This window comes from Rhodanobacter spathiphylli B39, from assembly GCF_000264295.1.
In the GTDB taxonomy this organism is placed as follows: Bacteria; Pseudomonadota; Gammaproteobacteria; order Xanthomonadales; family Rhodanobacteraceae; genus Rhodanobacter; species Rhodanobacter spathiphylli.
On the sequence record NZ_AJXT01000028.1, the window covers coordinates 23685 to 39007 of the forward strand.

General features: G+C 67.6%; 16 protein-coding genes and 1 tRNA gene. 7 read left to right on the forward strand and 10 right to left on the reverse strand.

Annotation, left to right across the window (positions count from 1 at the left end; translation table 11 throughout):
- Nucleotides 1-153: 153 nt before the first annotated feature.
- The gene (locus UU7_RS10010) at nt 154-1776 is read left to right on the forward strand and encodes an alpha-glucosidase family protein (RefSeq protein WP_007807921.1); all 1623 of its coding nucleotides are present in this window, start codon (nt 154-156) and stop codon (nt 1774-1776) included.
- 71 nt (nt 1777-1847) lie between these two features.
- Here the strand turns inward: UU7_RS10010 and UU7_RS10015 are convergent, their stop codons facing one another.
- The 8 genes from UU7_RS10015 to ftsY all read right to left on the reverse strand — a co-directional run bounded on the left by UU7_RS10015 (nt 1848) and on the right by ftsY (nt 8427).
- On the reverse strand, nt 1848-3500 hold the full coding sequence (locus tag UU7_RS10015; protein ID WP_007807923.1) for a M28 family metallopeptidase: 1653 nt from the start codon (nt 3498-3500) through the stop codon (nt 1848-1850).
- Nucleotides 3501-3578: 78 nt separating this feature from the next.
- On the reverse strand, nt 3579-3872 hold the full coding sequence (locus tag UU7_RS10020) for a 2-hydroxyacyl-CoA dehydratase (RefSeq protein ID WP_007807925.1): 294 nt from the start codon (nt 3870-3872) through the stop codon (nt 3579-3581).
- Between the two features lie 118 nt (nt 3873-3990).
- Entirely contained in the window at nt 3991-4287 is a 297-nt protein-coding gene (locus UU7_RS18380; RefSeq protein ID WP_157582139.1) for a hypothetical protein, read from the reverse strand.
- Nucleotides 4288-4631: 344 nt separating this feature from the next.
- A tRNA-Phe gene (locus tag UU7_RS10025) sits at nt 4632-4707 on the reverse strand.
- A gap of 82 nt (nt 4708-4789) precedes the next feature.
- The gene (locus UU7_RS10030; protein ID WP_007807927.1) at nt 4790-5068 is read right to left on the reverse strand and encodes an oxidative damage protection protein; all 279 of its coding nucleotides are present in this window, start codon (nt 5066-5068) and stop codon (nt 4790-4792) included.
- Nucleotides 5069-5105: 37 nt separating this feature from the next.
- Entirely contained in the window at nt 5106-6197 is a 1092-nt protein-coding gene (gene mutY, locus UU7_RS10035) for an A/G-specific adenine glycosylase (RefSeq protein ID WP_007807929.1), read from the reverse strand.
- Nucleotides 6194-7264 carry an AsmA family protein gene (locus tag UU7_RS10040; protein WP_007807931.1) on the reverse strand — a complete coding sequence of 357 codons (1071 nt, stop codon included), beginning with the start codon at nt 7262-7264 and terminating at the stop codon, nt 6194-6196. The genes mutY and UU7_RS10040 overlap by 4 nt, the downstream gene beginning before the upstream one ends.
- Before the next feature lie 23 nt (nt 7265-7287).
- Entirely contained in the window at nt 7288-8427 is a 1140-nt protein-coding gene (ftsY, locus tag UU7_RS10045; RefSeq protein WP_007807933.1) for a signal recognition particle-docking protein FtsY, read from the reverse strand.
- 89 nt (nt 8428-8516) lie between these two features.
- Here ftsY and rsmD point away from each other — a divergent pair, with 89 nt between their 5' ends.
- The 6 genes from rsmD to UU7_RS10075 all read left to right on the forward strand — a co-directional run bounded on the left by rsmD (nt 8517) and on the right by UU7_RS10075 (nt 13447).
- Nucleotides 8517-9098: a 16S rRNA (guanine(966)-N(2))-methyltransferase RsmD gene (gene rsmD / locus UU7_RS10050; protein ID WP_007807935.1), complete on the forward strand. Its 582-nt coding sequence runs from the start codon at nt 8517-8519 to the stop codon at nt 9096-9098.
- 29 nt (nt 9099-9127) lie between these two features.
- Nucleotides 9128-9679, forward strand: a complete 552-nt coding sequence (gene coaD / locus UU7_RS10055) for a pantetheine-phosphate adenylyltransferase (protein WP_007807937.1) — start codon at nt 9128-9130, stop codon at nt 9677-9679.
- The gene (locus tag UU7_RS10060) at nt 9672-10175 is read left to right on the forward strand and encodes a hypothetical protein (protein ID WP_007807939.1); all 504 of its coding nucleotides are present in this window, start codon (nt 9672-9674) and stop codon (nt 10173-10175) included. Before coaD ends, UU7_RS10060 begins: the two co-directional genes overlap by 8 nt.
- 145 nt (nt 10176-10320) lie before the next feature.
- Nucleotides 10321-10581, forward strand: a complete 261-nt coding sequence (locus tag UU7_RS10065) for a YfhL family 4Fe-4S dicluster ferredoxin (RefSeq protein ID WP_007807941.1) — start codon at nt 10321-10323, stop codon at nt 10579-10581.
- Nucleotides 10578-12296: a gamma-glutamyltransferase gene (gene ggt / locus UU7_RS10070; RefSeq protein ID WP_007807944.1), complete on the forward strand. Its 1719-nt coding sequence runs from the start codon at nt 10578-10580 to the stop codon at nt 12294-12296. Before UU7_RS10065 ends, ggt begins: the two co-directional genes overlap by 4 nt.
- A gap of 101 nt (nt 12297-12397) precedes the next feature.
- Entirely contained in the window at nt 12398-13447 is a 1050-nt protein-coding gene (locus tag UU7_RS10075) for a TMEM43 family protein (protein ID WP_007807947.1), read from the forward strand.
- Between the two features lie 161 nt (nt 13448-13608).
- Here UU7_RS10075 and UU7_RS10080 read toward each other — a convergent pair whose 3' ends face one another.
- Together UU7_RS10080 and UU7_RS10085 are read right to left on the reverse strand one after the other, a co-directional pair.
- Complete coding sequence (locus UU7_RS10080; protein ID WP_007807949.1) at nt 13609-14223, reverse strand: NUDIX hydrolase; 615 nt, start codon at nt 14221-14223, stop codon at nt 13609-13611.
- 52 nt (nt 14224-14275) lie between these two features.
- Entirely contained in the window at nt 14276-15304 is a 1029-nt protein-coding gene (locus UU7_RS10085) for a magnesium and cobalt transport protein CorA (RefSeq protein WP_083845972.1), read from the reverse strand.
- Between the last annotated feature and the right edge of the window lie 19 nt (nt 15305-15323).

Here is a 15323-nt window from a genome sequence, read left to right on the forward strand (position 1 = left end):
CGCCTCATGCTGCGCTGCGATAAGCGCATTCGATGAATACGTATGCACTGTCGCGGTGCTGTCTGCACGCTGCCGCTAAGCTCTTCCACGGGCTGCACAACTGCGTGCCTGCAGGCGCGCGCTTCGACAGCGGCAAACACACGGGACAAGCGAATGACCGATGCACCCTGGTGGCGCGGCGCCGTCACCTATCAGATTTACCCGCGCAGTTTCCTGGACACCGATGGCGACGGCGTGGGCGATCTGCCGGGCATCATCGCGCGTCTCGACTACGTGGCCAGCCTTGGCGTGGACGCGATCTGGGTGGCGCCGTTCTTCAAGTCGCCGATGGCCGATTTCGGCTACGACATCGCCGACTATCGCGACGTCGATCCGCTGTTCGGCACGCTGGCCGACTTCGATGCGCTGCTGGAAAAGGCGCACGGGCTGGGCCTGAAGGTGATGATCGACCAGGTGCTCAGCCACACCTCGGCCGAGCACGCGTGGTTCCGCGAAAGCCGGCAAAGCCGCGACAACCCGAAGGCCGACTGGTACGTGTGGGCCGACGCGAAGGACGACGGCAGTGCGCCGAACAACTGGCTGTCGCTGTTCGGCGGTTCGGCGTGGCAATGGGAGCCGCGCCGCGGCCAGTATTACCTGCACAACTTCCTGACCTCGCAGCCGGACCTGAATTTCCACCACGCGGAAGTGCGCGCGGCGATCCTGGACAGCGTGCGTTTCTGGCTGGACAAGGGCGTCGACGGCTTCCGCCTGGATGCGATCAACTTCTGCTTCCACGACCGCCAGCTGCGCGACAACCCGCCCAAGCCCAAGGACAAGCGCGTGGGCCGCGGCTTCAGCCCGGACAACCCGTACGCGTTCCAGTACCACTATTTCAACAACACGCAGCCGGAAAACCTGGCCTTCCTGGGCGAGCTGCGCGCGCTGATGGACGGCTATCCGGGCGCGACCACGCTGGGCGAGATCTCCTCGGAGGATTCGCTGGCGACGATGGCCGAATACACCCGTCCCGGCCGCCTGCACATGGGCTACAGCTTCGAGCTGCTCACCGACGACTTCAGCGCCGCGCACATCCGCGGCACGGTGCAGACGCTGGAGGCGCAGATGACCGAAGGCTGGCCATGCTGGGCGATCTCCAACCACGATGTCGAACGCGTGCTGACGCGCTGGGGCAAGGGGCGGTCATCCGCATCACTGGCCAACCTGCTCACCGCGATGGTCTGCTCGCTGCGTGGCTCGGTCTGCGTCTACCAGGGCGAGGAGTTGGGCCTGACCGAGGCGGAGCTGCCGTTCGAGGCGCTGCAGGACCCTTACGGCATCGCGTTCTGGCCACAGTTCAAGGGTCGCGACGGTTGCCGCACGCCGATGCCGTGGAGCGATGACGCGGCGCACGCTGGCTTCAGCCAGGGCACGCCGTGGCTGCCGGTGCCGGACGAACATCGCGAGCTGGCGGTGAGTCGTCAGGACGGTGATCCACATTCGGTGTTGAACGGTTTCCGTACCTTCATGCACTGGCGCCAGTCGCGACCGGCGATGCGCTGGGGCGACATTGCCTTCATCGACACCGTCGAGCCGGTGCTTGCCTTCACCCGCCACCTGGCCGAACGAACCGTGCTGGTGGTGTTCAACCTGGGCGACGCGCCGGTCAGCATCGATCTTCCCGACGAGCTTGCGCGGCTGCATCCGCTGGACGGGCACGGCCTGCTGTCGGGCAGCCTCGAAGGAAGCCGCCTGCAGCTTCCCGGCTACGGCGCGTGGTTTGCCGGCGTGGCGTGATGGTGTTGCCGCGGTTTTTGCGTTGACCCCACCCCGACCCTCCCCTGCAAGCAGGGGAGGGAGCAGTCCGGCTATTTCCGTTCGGCGCTGCTGGCGTCGCGGATGCTGCGGAATTCGGAGTCCTTGCTCCAGTCCGGCCACTGGTCGGAATTGGCCAGGTCGCTGCCCACGTCGTGGAGCACCTGCAGGTCGCGCGCCATGCCGGTGAACGACCAGTCCGCTTCCCATTGGTCGGCGGGCTGGTGGTAGCGCTTGGCGGTGTAGTCGTCCTCGGCGGCCTTGCCGGCTGCCAGGCCGCCATCGATCCAGTCATTGCCCGAGCCGAACGAGACCGCCGGCACGCCGCGCTTGGCGAACGAGAAGTGATCGGACCGGAAGAAGTAGCCCGCCTCGGGTTTCGGGTCGGCGGTGTAGCTGATGTCGTGCTTCTTCGCCTCGGCGATCAGGTCGTCGAGCAGGCCCAGCTTCGCGCTGCCGGAGATGGTGAAGTTGCGCGCGGGGCCATGCGGATCGAGCGCGTCCATGTTGAGCACACCGACCGTGGTGGCCAGCGGGTAGAGCGGATTGGCCGCGTAATACTCGGAGCCGAGCAGGCCCTTTTCCTCGGCGGTGACGTTGAGGAACACCACCGTGCGCTCGGGCCTGGGGCCCTGGGCGAAGGCGCGTCCCATCTCGATCAGCGCCGCGGTGCCGGTGGCGTTGTCGACGGCGCCGTTGTAGATGCGGTCGCCGCTGGCGTCCGGCGCGCCGACGCCCAGATGATCCCAGTGCGCGCTGTAGATCACCGTCTGGTCCGGGCGCTTGCTGCCTTCCACGCGGCCGACGATGTTGTGCGAGGTGATCACCTGCGAATCGACCTTGAAGTGGGCCGAGAGGCTTTCGTCCTTCAGCGTGACCGGCTTGAAGTCGCGCGTCTGCGCCTGCCTCTTCAGCGCATCGAAATCCAGCCCGGCGTGACTGAACATCTGTACGGCCAGATCGCGCTGAATCCAGCCTTCCAGTTCCGGGTGCACGGCGGCGGGCTTGTCGCGCACGATGTCGAACATCGCGTTGATGTTGGAGTTCTTCACCGTGGCCCAGCCGTACGAAGCAGGCGCGGTTTCGTGGATCACCAGCAGGCCGAGCGCGCCCTGCCGCGCGGCTTCCTCGAACTTGTAGGTCCAGCGGCCGTAGTAGGTCATCGCCTTGCCGCCGAAGTCGCCGTGGCCGGTCTCGAAATCCGGATCGTTGATCAGCACCACGGCGATCTTGCCGTGCAGGTCGACGCCCTTGAAATCATCCCAGTTCCGCTCCGGCGCCTTCACGCCGTAGCCGACGAACACCAGCGGCGCGTTGCGGATTGCCACCTCGGTCGAGCCGTTCATCGGGGCGCGGATCGCGATCTGCTCGCCCTGGGTCACCTTTTCATGCTGGTCGCCAAGCGCCAGCCGCAACACCGGCGTGCCGACGATCGCGCTGCGTCGCAACGGCACTGCCTGGGTCCAGCCGCGGTTGCCGTCCTTGAGGTCGCCGCCCGGTTGCAGGCCGGCGGCTTTCATCTGCGCCACCACGTAATCGATGGTCTTCGTCTCGGCCGGCGTGGCCGGCCCGCGGCCTTCGAAGGCATCCGAGGAAAGCGTCTTCACCGTGGCCGAAAGCCGCTCGGTGCTGAAGCCGGGCTGGTCGGTGGCCTGGGCGGTCGAGAACGCAGCCATGATCACGGCGCTGAGGAGTAGTCGCTTCACGGGCTTCACCTGTCGTAAGGGCAGAGTGCTCCGATACTAGTCAGCAAGTTCCTGCGGGTCTACGCCGGCGGCGCCGGTTCACGCCTTGCGGCTGCGCCGCGGTTTCGCCTGGGCGGCGGCGATCAGATCCTGCAGGTAGGCGATGCCTTCCTCCTCCGGAAAGAACGCCACGACGTCCGCCACGGTCAGTTCGTGCCGTTTGCGCAAGGCCAGGAACTCCTCGCGGGCCATCGCCATCCGCTGGGCGGCCAGCGCCTTCTTGCCGAGCGGTTTCCCGCCGGGCGGTTTGGCGGCCTGCTGCTTCTCCACCTTCTGTTCAAGCCTGGCGAGCTCTTCCTGGAACTGGCGGAAGTCGTATTTCTGGGAAGTCATGAACTTGGAGACGTCGTCATTGGGTGGGGCGATTTTCGCACGTCCGCTTCCCACGGCGCCCACGACCCGCCGGCCAGCGTCCGGGCCAGCGGGATGGCGACGAAGCCGTCCTGACGACTCAGCCTGCGGCGTGCCGTCGGCGGCGGTCCAGAATGCTGTTGAGAGCGTGGTCCTGCGAATCCCGCGCGGCGCTGTAAGCTTCGGAGAACAGGGCGGAAAAGCGCTGCGCGGTGGCGGCCGGCGGCATTTCCGCGACTGCCTGCGTCACCGCATGAGGCGGGGCTGTCGGCGCTTGTGGCGACTGATCGCCTCGACCGGCCAGGGATTCGCGGCAGCTCGCATAGCGCCGCCGCAACTGTTCGGCCAGAAACTGCTGGGTACGACCCGGGGTGGGGACTTCGCTACATTCATCCATGGCGACTTCTCGAAAGCGGGCAACGGGGATTGCCGCACAGGCAAAGCAGCATCTGTGCCAATTTGAGAATCTGTGATGCAGTTCACGGTTTTAGACGAAGCTTTTGCGCTAGATCGCCTGATCCACAAGGAAAATCGAGTGGCCACGATGCACCCGGGCCAGGCTTCACGCAAGCGGATACGGCGCCACGACAGTCCCCGGAAGATCCGCAACACGTCACGGAGTGACCCAAAAGGGTTGAGCGTCGCCGTCAGTGCCGCGCACGGTGGGCAAGCGGAAGCGCACGTTTCCGGCAGGCAAACAAAAGCCGCAACGAGTGCGGCTTCTGCGAGTGCTGACAAACATGGTGGCCGGGGACGGAATCGAACCGCCGACACGGGGATTTTCAATCCCCTGCTCTACCAACTGAGCTACCCGGCCGGGAACCTGGCGATCAAGCAGAACCGGCAAGGTCGCTGTTGATGCGTGGAGCCGAGCATTAGACCGAAAGCGCGGCGTTTCGTCAAGACTCGGTGGGCGGCGGGCTGAAGCCGGCGGCCTGGTCGACGTCGCCGCCGAACAGGAATTTCTCCATCTGTTCGCCGAGGTACTTGCGCGATTTCGGATCGAGCGGATTGAGCCGGTACTCGTTGATCAGGGTGGTCTGGTGGGCCAGCCACTGTTGCCAGGCGGATTTGGAAATCTCGGTGTAGATGCGCTGGCCGAGCGGGCCGGGCCAGGGGGCGAAGTCGAGGCCTTCGGCGTCGACGTGGAGTTTGCTGCAGTGGATGGTGCGGCTCATGGGGTCATTCCTGTTGCGGCCCTCGGGGGCTGGCGGATCAGTTGGTGCGCAAGCTTGCGGCAGGCGTTCGGCCGGCGTCGCTGATCTGCAGCAAGAGACTGCGTACCGGCGCGGGCAGGCCAAGCGCATCGAGTTCGTCGACGCCGCACCAGCGCCAGTGCGGATTATCGGCGACGCCGCGTGCGGCTGTCGCGCGATCGAACAGCAGCGGTTCGATCGCCAGCCGATAGTGGCTGAAGACGTGGGTGAACGGGGCCAGCGCCTGCGCGTCATCGATGTGCGCGTATTGCCGCGCCACTCGCCAGGCTTCGTTCGGGTCGCTCGCCTCGGGCAGGCTCCACAGGCCCGACCACACGCCTTGCGGGCCCCTCCGTTCCAGCAACACGCGATGGCTTGCGTCGCGCAGGATCAGCATCACGGTGGCGCGGGTCGGGATCGATCGGGCCGGCTTGCGGCCGGGCAGGGCGGCGGTGAGGTCGTCGCGGTGCGCGATGCAATCCGTGGCCAGCGGGCAGGCATCGCAGCGCGGGCGCGCACGGGTGCAGACCGTCGCGCCGAGATCCATGATCGCCTGGGTGTAGTCGGCGACGCGGGTGCCCGGGGTGTGTGCTTCGGCGTGTTGCCACAGCTGCTTTTCCACCGCGCTTTCGCCGGGGTGGCCGTGGATGCCGTGGTAGCGCGCCAGCACGCGCTTGACGTTGCCGTCGAGGATGGGAAAACGCAGGCCGTGCGCCTGCGCCAGGATCGCTCCGGCGGTGGAGCGGCCGATGCCGGGCAGCGCGTTCAATGCGTCGAAGTCGCGCGGCAGTTCGCCGCCGTGCCGCTCGACGCAGAGCTGCGCGGCGCGGTGCAGGAAGCGCGCCCGGCGGTAGTAGCCGAGCCCCGACCACAGCGCCAGCACGGTGTCTTCGTGGGCGGCAGCCAGTGCTTCCAGCGTGGGCAGCGCGCCGACGAAACGATCGAAGTAACCGACCACGGTGGCGACCTGGGTCTGCTGCAGCATCACTTCGGACAACCACACGCGGTAGGCGTCGCGCTGGCCGTTGTCGAGCGCCTGCTGCCACGGCAGGTCCTTGCGGCCGTGCCGGTCGAACCAGCGCAGCAACCGGTTCGCGAATGAATCGCTCATGGCTTCTTGCCGGCCGCCGGTTTCGAGGCGGGTGCCGCCACCGTGCCGGCCGCTGCGGGCGCATCGATGCCGGCCTGGACGGTGAGGCCTTCGATGCTGATGCCGGCCATCTCCAGGCTGGCGATTTCGGCGTGGCCGCTGCCCGGCGGCACGCTCAATTGCGGCCCCCGCGGATCGCCAAGCCCGTTCCACCAGCGCGCCAGCGCCAGTGGCGGCAGTTTCAGATCCGCATGATTGGCAGGGCCGTCCAGCTTCAGCGCCAGCAGCAGCGGGTTGCTCTGGTCGGCGGGCGTCAGTCGCAGCGAGATGTCGTACTGGCCGGCGTTGGCCTGCTCGAGCTTGCCGCTGAGGCTGGCCTCGGCATCGGCGGCGCCATGCCAGTACGCATTGCCGGTGAGGGCGAGTTTCACCGTGCTGCCCTGGGTCAGGTGCAAGGTGATGTCCTGCAGTTGCAGCGCATTGCCTTCGATGCGTGGGGTCGCCGACAGGCGCAGTTGCACCGGCGTGCCCGCCGCCGTGACGGCCGAAAGCGCCAGCGGAAATGGCTGGCCGGTCACCAGGCTGCCGGCCTGCAGCGAGACGCTGCCCAGCAGCACTTCATTGCCCCGCACCACGCTGCCGTGGCTGATGCTGACGCCGGTATCGATGCGCGGGATGTTGGGGGGCGCGCCCTCGGGTTTGGCGGGCAGCGCGGCCAGCCAGTCCTGCAGCGCATCCAGATCGACCCGTGGCGAATCGATCTCCAGCTGCGAAATCACCGTGGGGCCGCCGAACAGGGTGTGCCATGGCAGGGCCAGTTGGCCGTGTGCGGCCAGCAGGATCGGCGCAGTGGCGCCGGCCGCATTCAGGGTGATGCCATCGAGCTGCAGGGCCGGGCGTGGAAACAGGGTCGGGCTGGCGGGGCTGGCCAGGCTCAGTTCCAGTCCGGCCGCGCGCGCCTGGGTCTGCAGCATCCGGGTGAAGCGTTCCGGCTGCAGCAACAGGTAGACGGCGATCACCGCGGCCAGCACCAGCGCCAGCACCAGGCCGCCAAGCACCAGCAGGGTCAATCGCAGTCGGCGCGACATCCGCTCAGCTCCGTCGTCGCGGTTCAGTCATGCGTCGGCACCTCGCCGAGGCTGGCCGGAAGCAGGCCATCGACGAAAGCCTCCGCATCGAAACTGCGCAGGTCGGTGGCGGTTTCACCCAGGCCCACGTAGCGGATCGGCAGGCCGAACTCGCGCGCCAGGGCGAACACCACGCCGCCCTTGGCGGTGCCGTCGAGCTTGGTCACGACCAGGCCGGTGACGCCCACGATCTGGCGGAACTGGCGCACCTGGTTGACCGCGTTCTGGCCGGTGGTGCCGTCGATCACCATCAGCACCTCGTGCGGCGCATCGGCGTCGAGCTTCTTCAGCACGCGGGCGATCTTGCCCAGTTCGTCCATCAGGCCGCCCTGGGTGTGCAGGCGGCCGGCGGTGTCGGCGACCAGCACGTCGGCGCCGCGCGAACGCGCCGCCTGCAAGGCATCGAAGATCACGCTGGCCGAATCGGCATCTTGGCCCTGCGAGATCACCGGCACCTGGTTGCGTTCGCCCCAGGTCTTCAGCTGCTCGACCGCGGCGGCGCGGAAGGTGTCGCCGGCGGCCAGCATCACCGCGCGACCCTCGTCGCGCCAGCGGCGGGCCAGCTTGCCAATGGTGGTGGTCTTGCCGGCACCGTTGATGCCCACCACCAGCACCACGAACGGTTTGCGATGCGCCACGTCCAGCGGCTGCGCTACCGGCTTGAGCAGGGCGACCAGCGACTGGCGCAGGGCGGCCAGCAGCGCGGGGGAGTCGGCGAACTCGCGCTTGTGCATGCGCTTGCGCAGGTTCTCGACCAGGTCAGTGCTGGCCTCGATGCCGACGTCGGCGGTGATCAGGGTGGTTTCCAGCTCGTCCAGCAGGTCGTCGTCGAGCTTCGGATGGCGCACGAACAGCGAACCCAGGCTGCGCGAGAACACGCTGCCGGCCAGGCGTTCGCGCCAGCTGCGTCTGGCCGGCGCGGCGGCCGGCTCATCGGCGGCGGGTGCCGGGACCTGGAAGCGTTCGTGGTCGGTGGCGTGGTCGGCGGGCGAGGGCGTCTCGGCCAGTGCCTCGCGCAGGACGGGGGCGTCGCTGGTCTGCGCGACGGCAGCGTCGACCGGCGGCGTGGTGGCCGGCGCTTCCGCGTCCTTGTCGGCGGGCTTTTTCTTCCAGAACTTGAGCATTGCGGGCGTGATTCAAAGACAATGGGCGGCATGCTAACACTCCAACCTGTACTGGCCGCTGAGGGACGGCGCGCCATCGTGGCAAGCGCATGAACGGGTCACGCAAGGCCGGCCCGGGGCGGGTGCGGATCATCGGCGGCAGCCTGCGCAATTCGCGGCTGGAGGTGCCGGATCTGCCCGGGCTGCGGCCCACCGCCGAGCGCGTGCGCGAGACCCTGTTCAACTGGCTGGCGCCGGTCATCGAGGGCATGGACTGCCTGGATTTGTGCGCGGGCACCGGCGCGCTGGGGATCGAGGCGCTTTCGCGGGGCGCCGCGTCGGTGCAGTTCGTCGAACGCGATGCCCGCGCGGCACAGGCGCTGCGGGCGAACCTGGTGCGGCTGAAGGCGGACCAGGCTCGGGTGAACGTCACCGACGCCGGCAGCTTCCTGCAGCAGGCCGGCCGGGCCCACGACCTGGTTTTCCTCGACCCGCCGTTCGCGCTGGACCTGTGGGAGGGTCTGGCCGGGCAACTGGAACGGGGCGGCTGGCTGGCCGCGCGCGCATGGATCTACGTGGAATCGCCCCGCGCCGTGGTGCCCGACCTGCCGCCGAACTGGCAACTGCACCGCGAAGGCCATGCCGGCGAGGTGCGTTTTGCGCTCTATCGGCGTGCGCTTCCGTTAAGCTAGGGCTCACAACCACTGCCACTTTCCCTCTCGTGAGCAAATCCATCGGCAATCCCCGCCTGGCCGTGTATCCGGGCACCTTCGATCCGATCACCAACGGTCATACCGATCTGGTGGCCCGTGCCGCGGCGCTGTTCGATCGCGTGGTGGTGGCGGTGGCCGACAGCTCCAGCAAGGGGCCGGCCTTCAGCATCGGCGAACGGATCACCCTGGCGCGGATGGCGCTGGCCGACCTGCCCAACGTGGAAGTGCGCGGTTTCGATTGCCTGCTGGCCACCTTCGTGGAGCAGATTGGCGCCGGCGTGATCATCCGCGGCCTGCGCGCGGTGTCGGATTTCGAATACGAGTTCCAGCTGGCCAGCATGAACCGGCACCTGATTCCCCAGGCCGAGACGTTGTTCCTGACGCCGGCCGAGCAATACAGTTTCATTTCCTCCTCGCTGGTACGCGAAATCGGCCGCCTCGGCGGGGACATTTCCGGTTTCGTGCATCCGGCGGTACAACAGGCCATGCGGCAGCGCTGGCAGAAGAGCCGCGCCGGCTCCAACAAGCAACCCGAAACAGAAGGTGATAACCATGCGTAAGTTCGCTCTCATTGCTGCCCTCGCGCTGACCGCCAGCCTGGCCCTGAGCGCCTGCGGCAAGCACGAAGAAGCCCAGCAGGCCGACCAGCAGACCAGCCAGCAGGCGACCAAGCCGACCGATCCGAACGACACCAAGGCGTGGAATGCCTATCTCGGCCAGATCGTGCAGAACAACATGCAGGGCATGAAGGCGGATCGTCCGTACCCGTATCTGGTGCCGGCCGGCGATTCCGAGGAAGCCGTGGCCGGTCGTGGCCGCCAGCTGTCGAACGTGCAGGACACCGTCGCTCGCGGCGTGCTGCCGGGCAACATGCTGGTGTTCGCCGGCCCGGATTCGGCCAAGACCGCCGACCTGGTGATCGCGGCGTTCAAGGATGCCAAGCCCGGTTCGTTCAAGGACGTGATCGTGCTGTTCATCGGTGACACCGCCGACCAGCAGCGCGTCGACGACGTGCTGAAGCCGACCGGCGCCACGGTCCGTTTCGTCGCGATGTAAGCACGACCGCCGCGCCGGTTTCCGGCGCGGCGGGATGAACCGTCGCCCCGCGACCTGCGCGGGCGCCGGGTGACTGCCCGCCGTGATTGCACCGGCGGCCCGGACGCCCTCCATGGCGTCGCAACCCGGCCTGTCATATCCAGCCATGTCCCTGAAAATTCTCGACACCTGCGTCAATTGCGACGTCTGCGAGCCGGCTTGCCCGAACAAGGCGATCTCGCTGGGCGAAGAGTTCTACGTGATCGATCCGGCGCTGTGCACCGAGTGCGTGGGCCATCACGATGAACCGCAGTGCGTGGTGGTGTGCCCGGTCGAATGCATCATCAGCGACCCGGATCACGTCGAATCACCGCAGCAACTCGAACTGAAATACCGACACCTGATGGCCAGGGAGTCCGCGGCATGAGCCTGTCGATGAACTGGCGGGCGGCGGCGCTGTGCCTGCTGCTGGTCGCTGGCGGCGCGTTCGCTGCCGACGGCGCACCGGCAAAGGCCGCGAGTGGCCACGCCTCGACCCGGATACCGGGACACGCGGCGATCGCCAGCGCGAATTTCCACGCCACCGAGGCGGGCCTCGAAGTGCTGGCCAGGGGCGGCAATGCGTTCGACGCCGCCGTGGCGGTGGCGGCCACGCTGTCGATCGTGGAACCGGAAAGCTCCGGCATCGGCGGCGGCTTCATGGCGGTGCTGCACCGGGCCAGCGATGGCCACGACGTTTTCATCGACGCGCGCGAAACCGCGCCGGCGGCGGTGGATGCGCAGGACTACCTCAACCCCGACGGCAGCCCCGATCGCGACACCGCGCTGAAGGGGCCGCTGTCGGCCGGCATCCCGGGCGAGCCGGCCGGACTGGTGCTGATCGCGAAGCGTTACGGAAGGCTGCCGCTGGCGCAGTCGCTGGCGCCGGCCATCCGCATCGCGCGCGAGGGTTTCGAGCCGGACGAGCGCCTGCGCGAAGCCATCGCCGGCATGCAGGAGGACCTGCAGCGCTGGCCCGCGTCGGCCGCAAAATACCTGCCGGGCGGCAAGCCGCCGGCAGCGGGCGTGATCTGGAAGGACCCGGACCAGGCGCGCACGCTGGAGCTGATCGCCAGCCACGGCGACCAGGGTTTCTATCACGGCGAGACGGCGCGGAAACTGGTCGCCGCGGTGCGCGCGGCCGGCGGCAACTGGACGCTGGCGGACTTGGCCAGCTACCGGGCGAAGGAGCGCACGCCGATCACCGTCGACTACCGCGGCTACCGGATCGTCACCGCGCCGCCGCCCTCGTCCGGTGGCGTGGCGATCGCCGAGATCCTCAACATCCTGTCCGGTTACGACCTGACGAAGATGGACGCCGCCACGCGCACGCACTACGTCATCGAGGCGATGCGCCGTGCCTTCCGCGACCACAACGACTACCTGGGCGACCCGGATTTCGTGAAGATGCCGCTGGACATGCTGCTGTCGCCGTTCTACGCCGACGGCCTGCGCCAGAGCATCCTGCCGGACAAGGCCACGCCATCGTCGATGCTGCCCCGCGCCGAGGCGGCCGAGCCGGGCATGCACACCACCCATTTCTCGATCATCGACGCCGACGGCAACATGGCGGCGGTGACCTCCACGGTGAACTACACGATGGGTTCGAGCTTTGTCGCCGAAGGCACCGGCGTGCTGCTCAACGACGAGATGGACGACTTCGCGCTGGTGCCGGACAAGCCGAACGTCTATGGCCTGCTGGGCAGCAAGGCGAATGCGCCGGTCGGCGGCAAGCGCATGCTGTCGTCGATGTCGCCCAGCCTCGTGATCGGCGCGGACCGCACCGCGGTGATCGGCTCGCCGGGCGGCTCCACCATCATCACCCAGGTGCTCGAAGGCATCCTGCACTTCATCGATGGCGAGAGCGCGCAGCAGATCGCCGCGCACAAGCGCTTCCATCACCAGTACCTGCCGGACGTGGTGAATGTCGAGACGGGCGTGTTCGATGCCGCGACCAGCGATGCGCTGACGAAGATGGGCTACACGCTGAAGCCCCGCGAAGCCTGGGGTTTCATGAACGTGGTGACCTGGGACCGCAAGGCCAACCAGCTCGACGCCGCCAGCGATCCGCGCCGGCCGTCGGGACTGGGCAAGGTGCAGTGAAACGACATGCAGGACCGCCGGATTCGCTACTTTCCCCGAATGCTGCATGATGCGGTCATGGCGGCGGGCATTTTGCCGCCGGGCACGATCGGAGCAGGTTGATGGATTTGCGCAAGGGGATTTCGCTGCGTGCGCTGGCGTTGAACGTCGTCGGCGCGCTGCTGGTGTTCGCGGGCATCGGACTGATGGCGACCACCGCGCGTGGCCTGCAGGATTACCGGGCCGCCGCCAGCGCACATGGCGGCGAGGTGATCGACCTGGGCGAGAACGCGCGGCCGGAAGCGGGCCAGCACGGCACCATGGCCCGCCTGGTCGGCACGCCGCGGGTGGTCGAGGCGCCGCATGACCCGGACTTCAACTTGCGGGTGAGCACGCCGGTGCTGGTGCGTCACGTGGAGATGTTCCAGTGGCGCGAGATCCGGGTGGGCGACAGCGTGCACTACGAGCTGGACTGGGTCGATCACCTGCTCGATGCAGGTCATTTCGTCGAGCCGAAGGGACACGCGAACCCGGTCGGCTTTCCGATCGAGGGCAAGCAGTTCGATGCCGGGCTGGTGCAACTGGGCGGATTCAAGCTGGACCCGGTGCTGCTGCACGCGATGCCCGGAACCGTCCAGGTGACCCCCGATGCCGCCGGGCTGCCGGAGAATCTCGCGGCCAGCTTCTCGCGTTACCAGAACTACCTGGTCACCAGTGCACACCCCGGCGATCCGCGGCTCGGCGATGTGCGGGTGAGCTGGAACGAGGTGCCGCTGCAGCAGCTGACCGTGGTCGGGCGCATCGATGGCGACCGGCTGGAGGCGGCTGCCGACGCAGCCGACGGCAAGGGTTACGTGGTGCAGCTGGGCGACGTGCCGGTGCTGGACATCTTTCCGGACCTGCCGGTGCCGCCGGAGTTCGTCTGGACCTGGCGGATCCTTTCCGTGCTGCTGGCGTCGCTGGGTGCGTTCGCCCTGTTGTCGGCCCATCGCGAGCAGCGCGATCCGCTGCTGGCGCTGAGCCTGGGCGTGCTGGTGGTCGGCGTGGTGGCCGCCGTGCTCTGGCTGGGCGACACGCAGGTCATGGGTGGCTGGCTGGCGGTGTCGCTGGTGGGCCTGGGCATCGCGGTCTGGCGTTTGCGCGGGCCGCTGTTGGGGGCGGGGCGCGACTGAAGGTTGCCGCTCAGAGCCTGTGAAGAAAACCACTCCCGTGGTTTTCTTCTATCGCGAGTCCGGTACACGCCCGGACTCGCTCACGCGGATCAGGCACTGGCGTGCCCGATCCGCGGTCGGCCGTCCTTGGCCGACCTGAGAGGTTGAAAAACGCCAACCTCTCAGCCTCCTGCAGCTGCGGGCCGCCCGCCGTGTTCGATGAACCACAGCCCCGCGAACAGCTTGGGATCGATGGAATAGCCTTCCGCGGCGCGGGCAAACAGCCACGCGCCCGCTTCGCTGCGCGGCACCTCGTGCACCACGATGTTCTCGCTCTCGTCGCCGCCACCGGGGCCGACCTTCTGCAGGTGCCAGGCGCGGGCGAACGCGATCATCTCGGTGCTCATGCCCGAGGACGAAGGCCCCTGGTGGATGAATTCCACCCGTTCGCAGCGATAGCCGGTTTCTTCCTCCAGCTCGCGCTGCGCCGCCAGCAGGATGTCCTCGTCGTCCTGGCCGGGCAGGTCGCCGACTAGTCCCGCCGGCATCTCGATGGTGTTCTGCAGGATCGATACGCGGTACTGCTCGACGAACAGCACCTTGTCCTCGGGCGTCACGGCCAGGATGATCACCGCGCCGCCGGGGTTGTTGCGCTCGGCATACTCCCAGCGGCCGCGCTTGCGCAGGCTCAGCCAGCGACCTTCGTAGAGGGTTTCCACCGGCGCGCTGGCGTCGGCGGGGATGCGGTCGGCAGGGTGGGTCATCAGTCGCGGCGCCATGCTGGAAGCTTGCGCCATGTTGGCGGTTCGGCGCCGGATCGACAACCGCCTGCCGGTTCGCGACCGGCCGCTACAGCCAGCGTGCGCGCTTCAGCCCCACGTAGATGCCGCCCACGATGCAGCCCATCAGCACGATCATTGCCGGATACGCCCACGGTCGGCTGAGTTCGGGCATGTGGGTGAAGTTCATGCCGTACCAGCTGGTGAGCAGGGTGGGTGCGGCGAGCATCGCGGCCCAGCCGGCGAGCTTCTTCATCACTTCGTTCTGGCGCAGGCTGACCAGCGACAGGTTGACGTTGATCGCCGCGGTGAGCATTTCGCGCATCGCGCTGATCGCCTCGTTGACGCGAAAGGCATGGTCGTAGACGTCGCGGAAATAGGCGCGCAGTTCCTCGGGGATCAGGTTCGGGTACAGCCGGATCAGCTGCTGCACGATGTCCTGCAGCGGCGCCACCGCCAGCCGCAGCGTCATCAGGTCGCGCTGCATGTCGTACAGGCGGCGGATCGTGCTGCTCTTGAAGGTCTCGCCGAAGATGTCGTGCTCCAGCTGCTGCACCTCTTCGCGGAAGTCGCGCACGATCGGCAGCAGGTTGTCGACGATGAAGTCGAGCACGCCGTAGAGTCCGTAGCTGGGGCCGTTGGCCAGCAGCTCGGGGGTGTGTTCACAGGTGCGCCGGGCCGGCGCGTACGACAGCGAGGCGCCGTGGCGCACGGTGACCAGGTAACGCGGGCCGAAGAAGATGTGCGTTTCGCCGAACGCCAGCTGGCCATCGATCAGCTGGGCGGTCTGCACCACCAGGAACAGCGAGTCGCCATAGGCTTCGATCTTGGTGCGCTGGTGCGCGGCGTGGGCGTCCTCGATGGCCAGGTCGTGCAGGCCGAATTCGTCCTGGATCTTCAGCAGCAGGGCTTCGTCCGGTTCGTGCAGGCCGACCCAGACGAAGGTGTCCGGTTCGGCCAGTACATCGCTGATCGCATCCAGCGTGACGTCGCCGATGCGGCTGCCGTCCTGGCGATAGGCGATGCAGTTCACCACCATGGGCTGGTCGGTGCGCGCCACGGAGTCTGCTGGAGGCGAAATCGGATTCATGCCGTGCATGATGCCCCCCGTCCGCGGG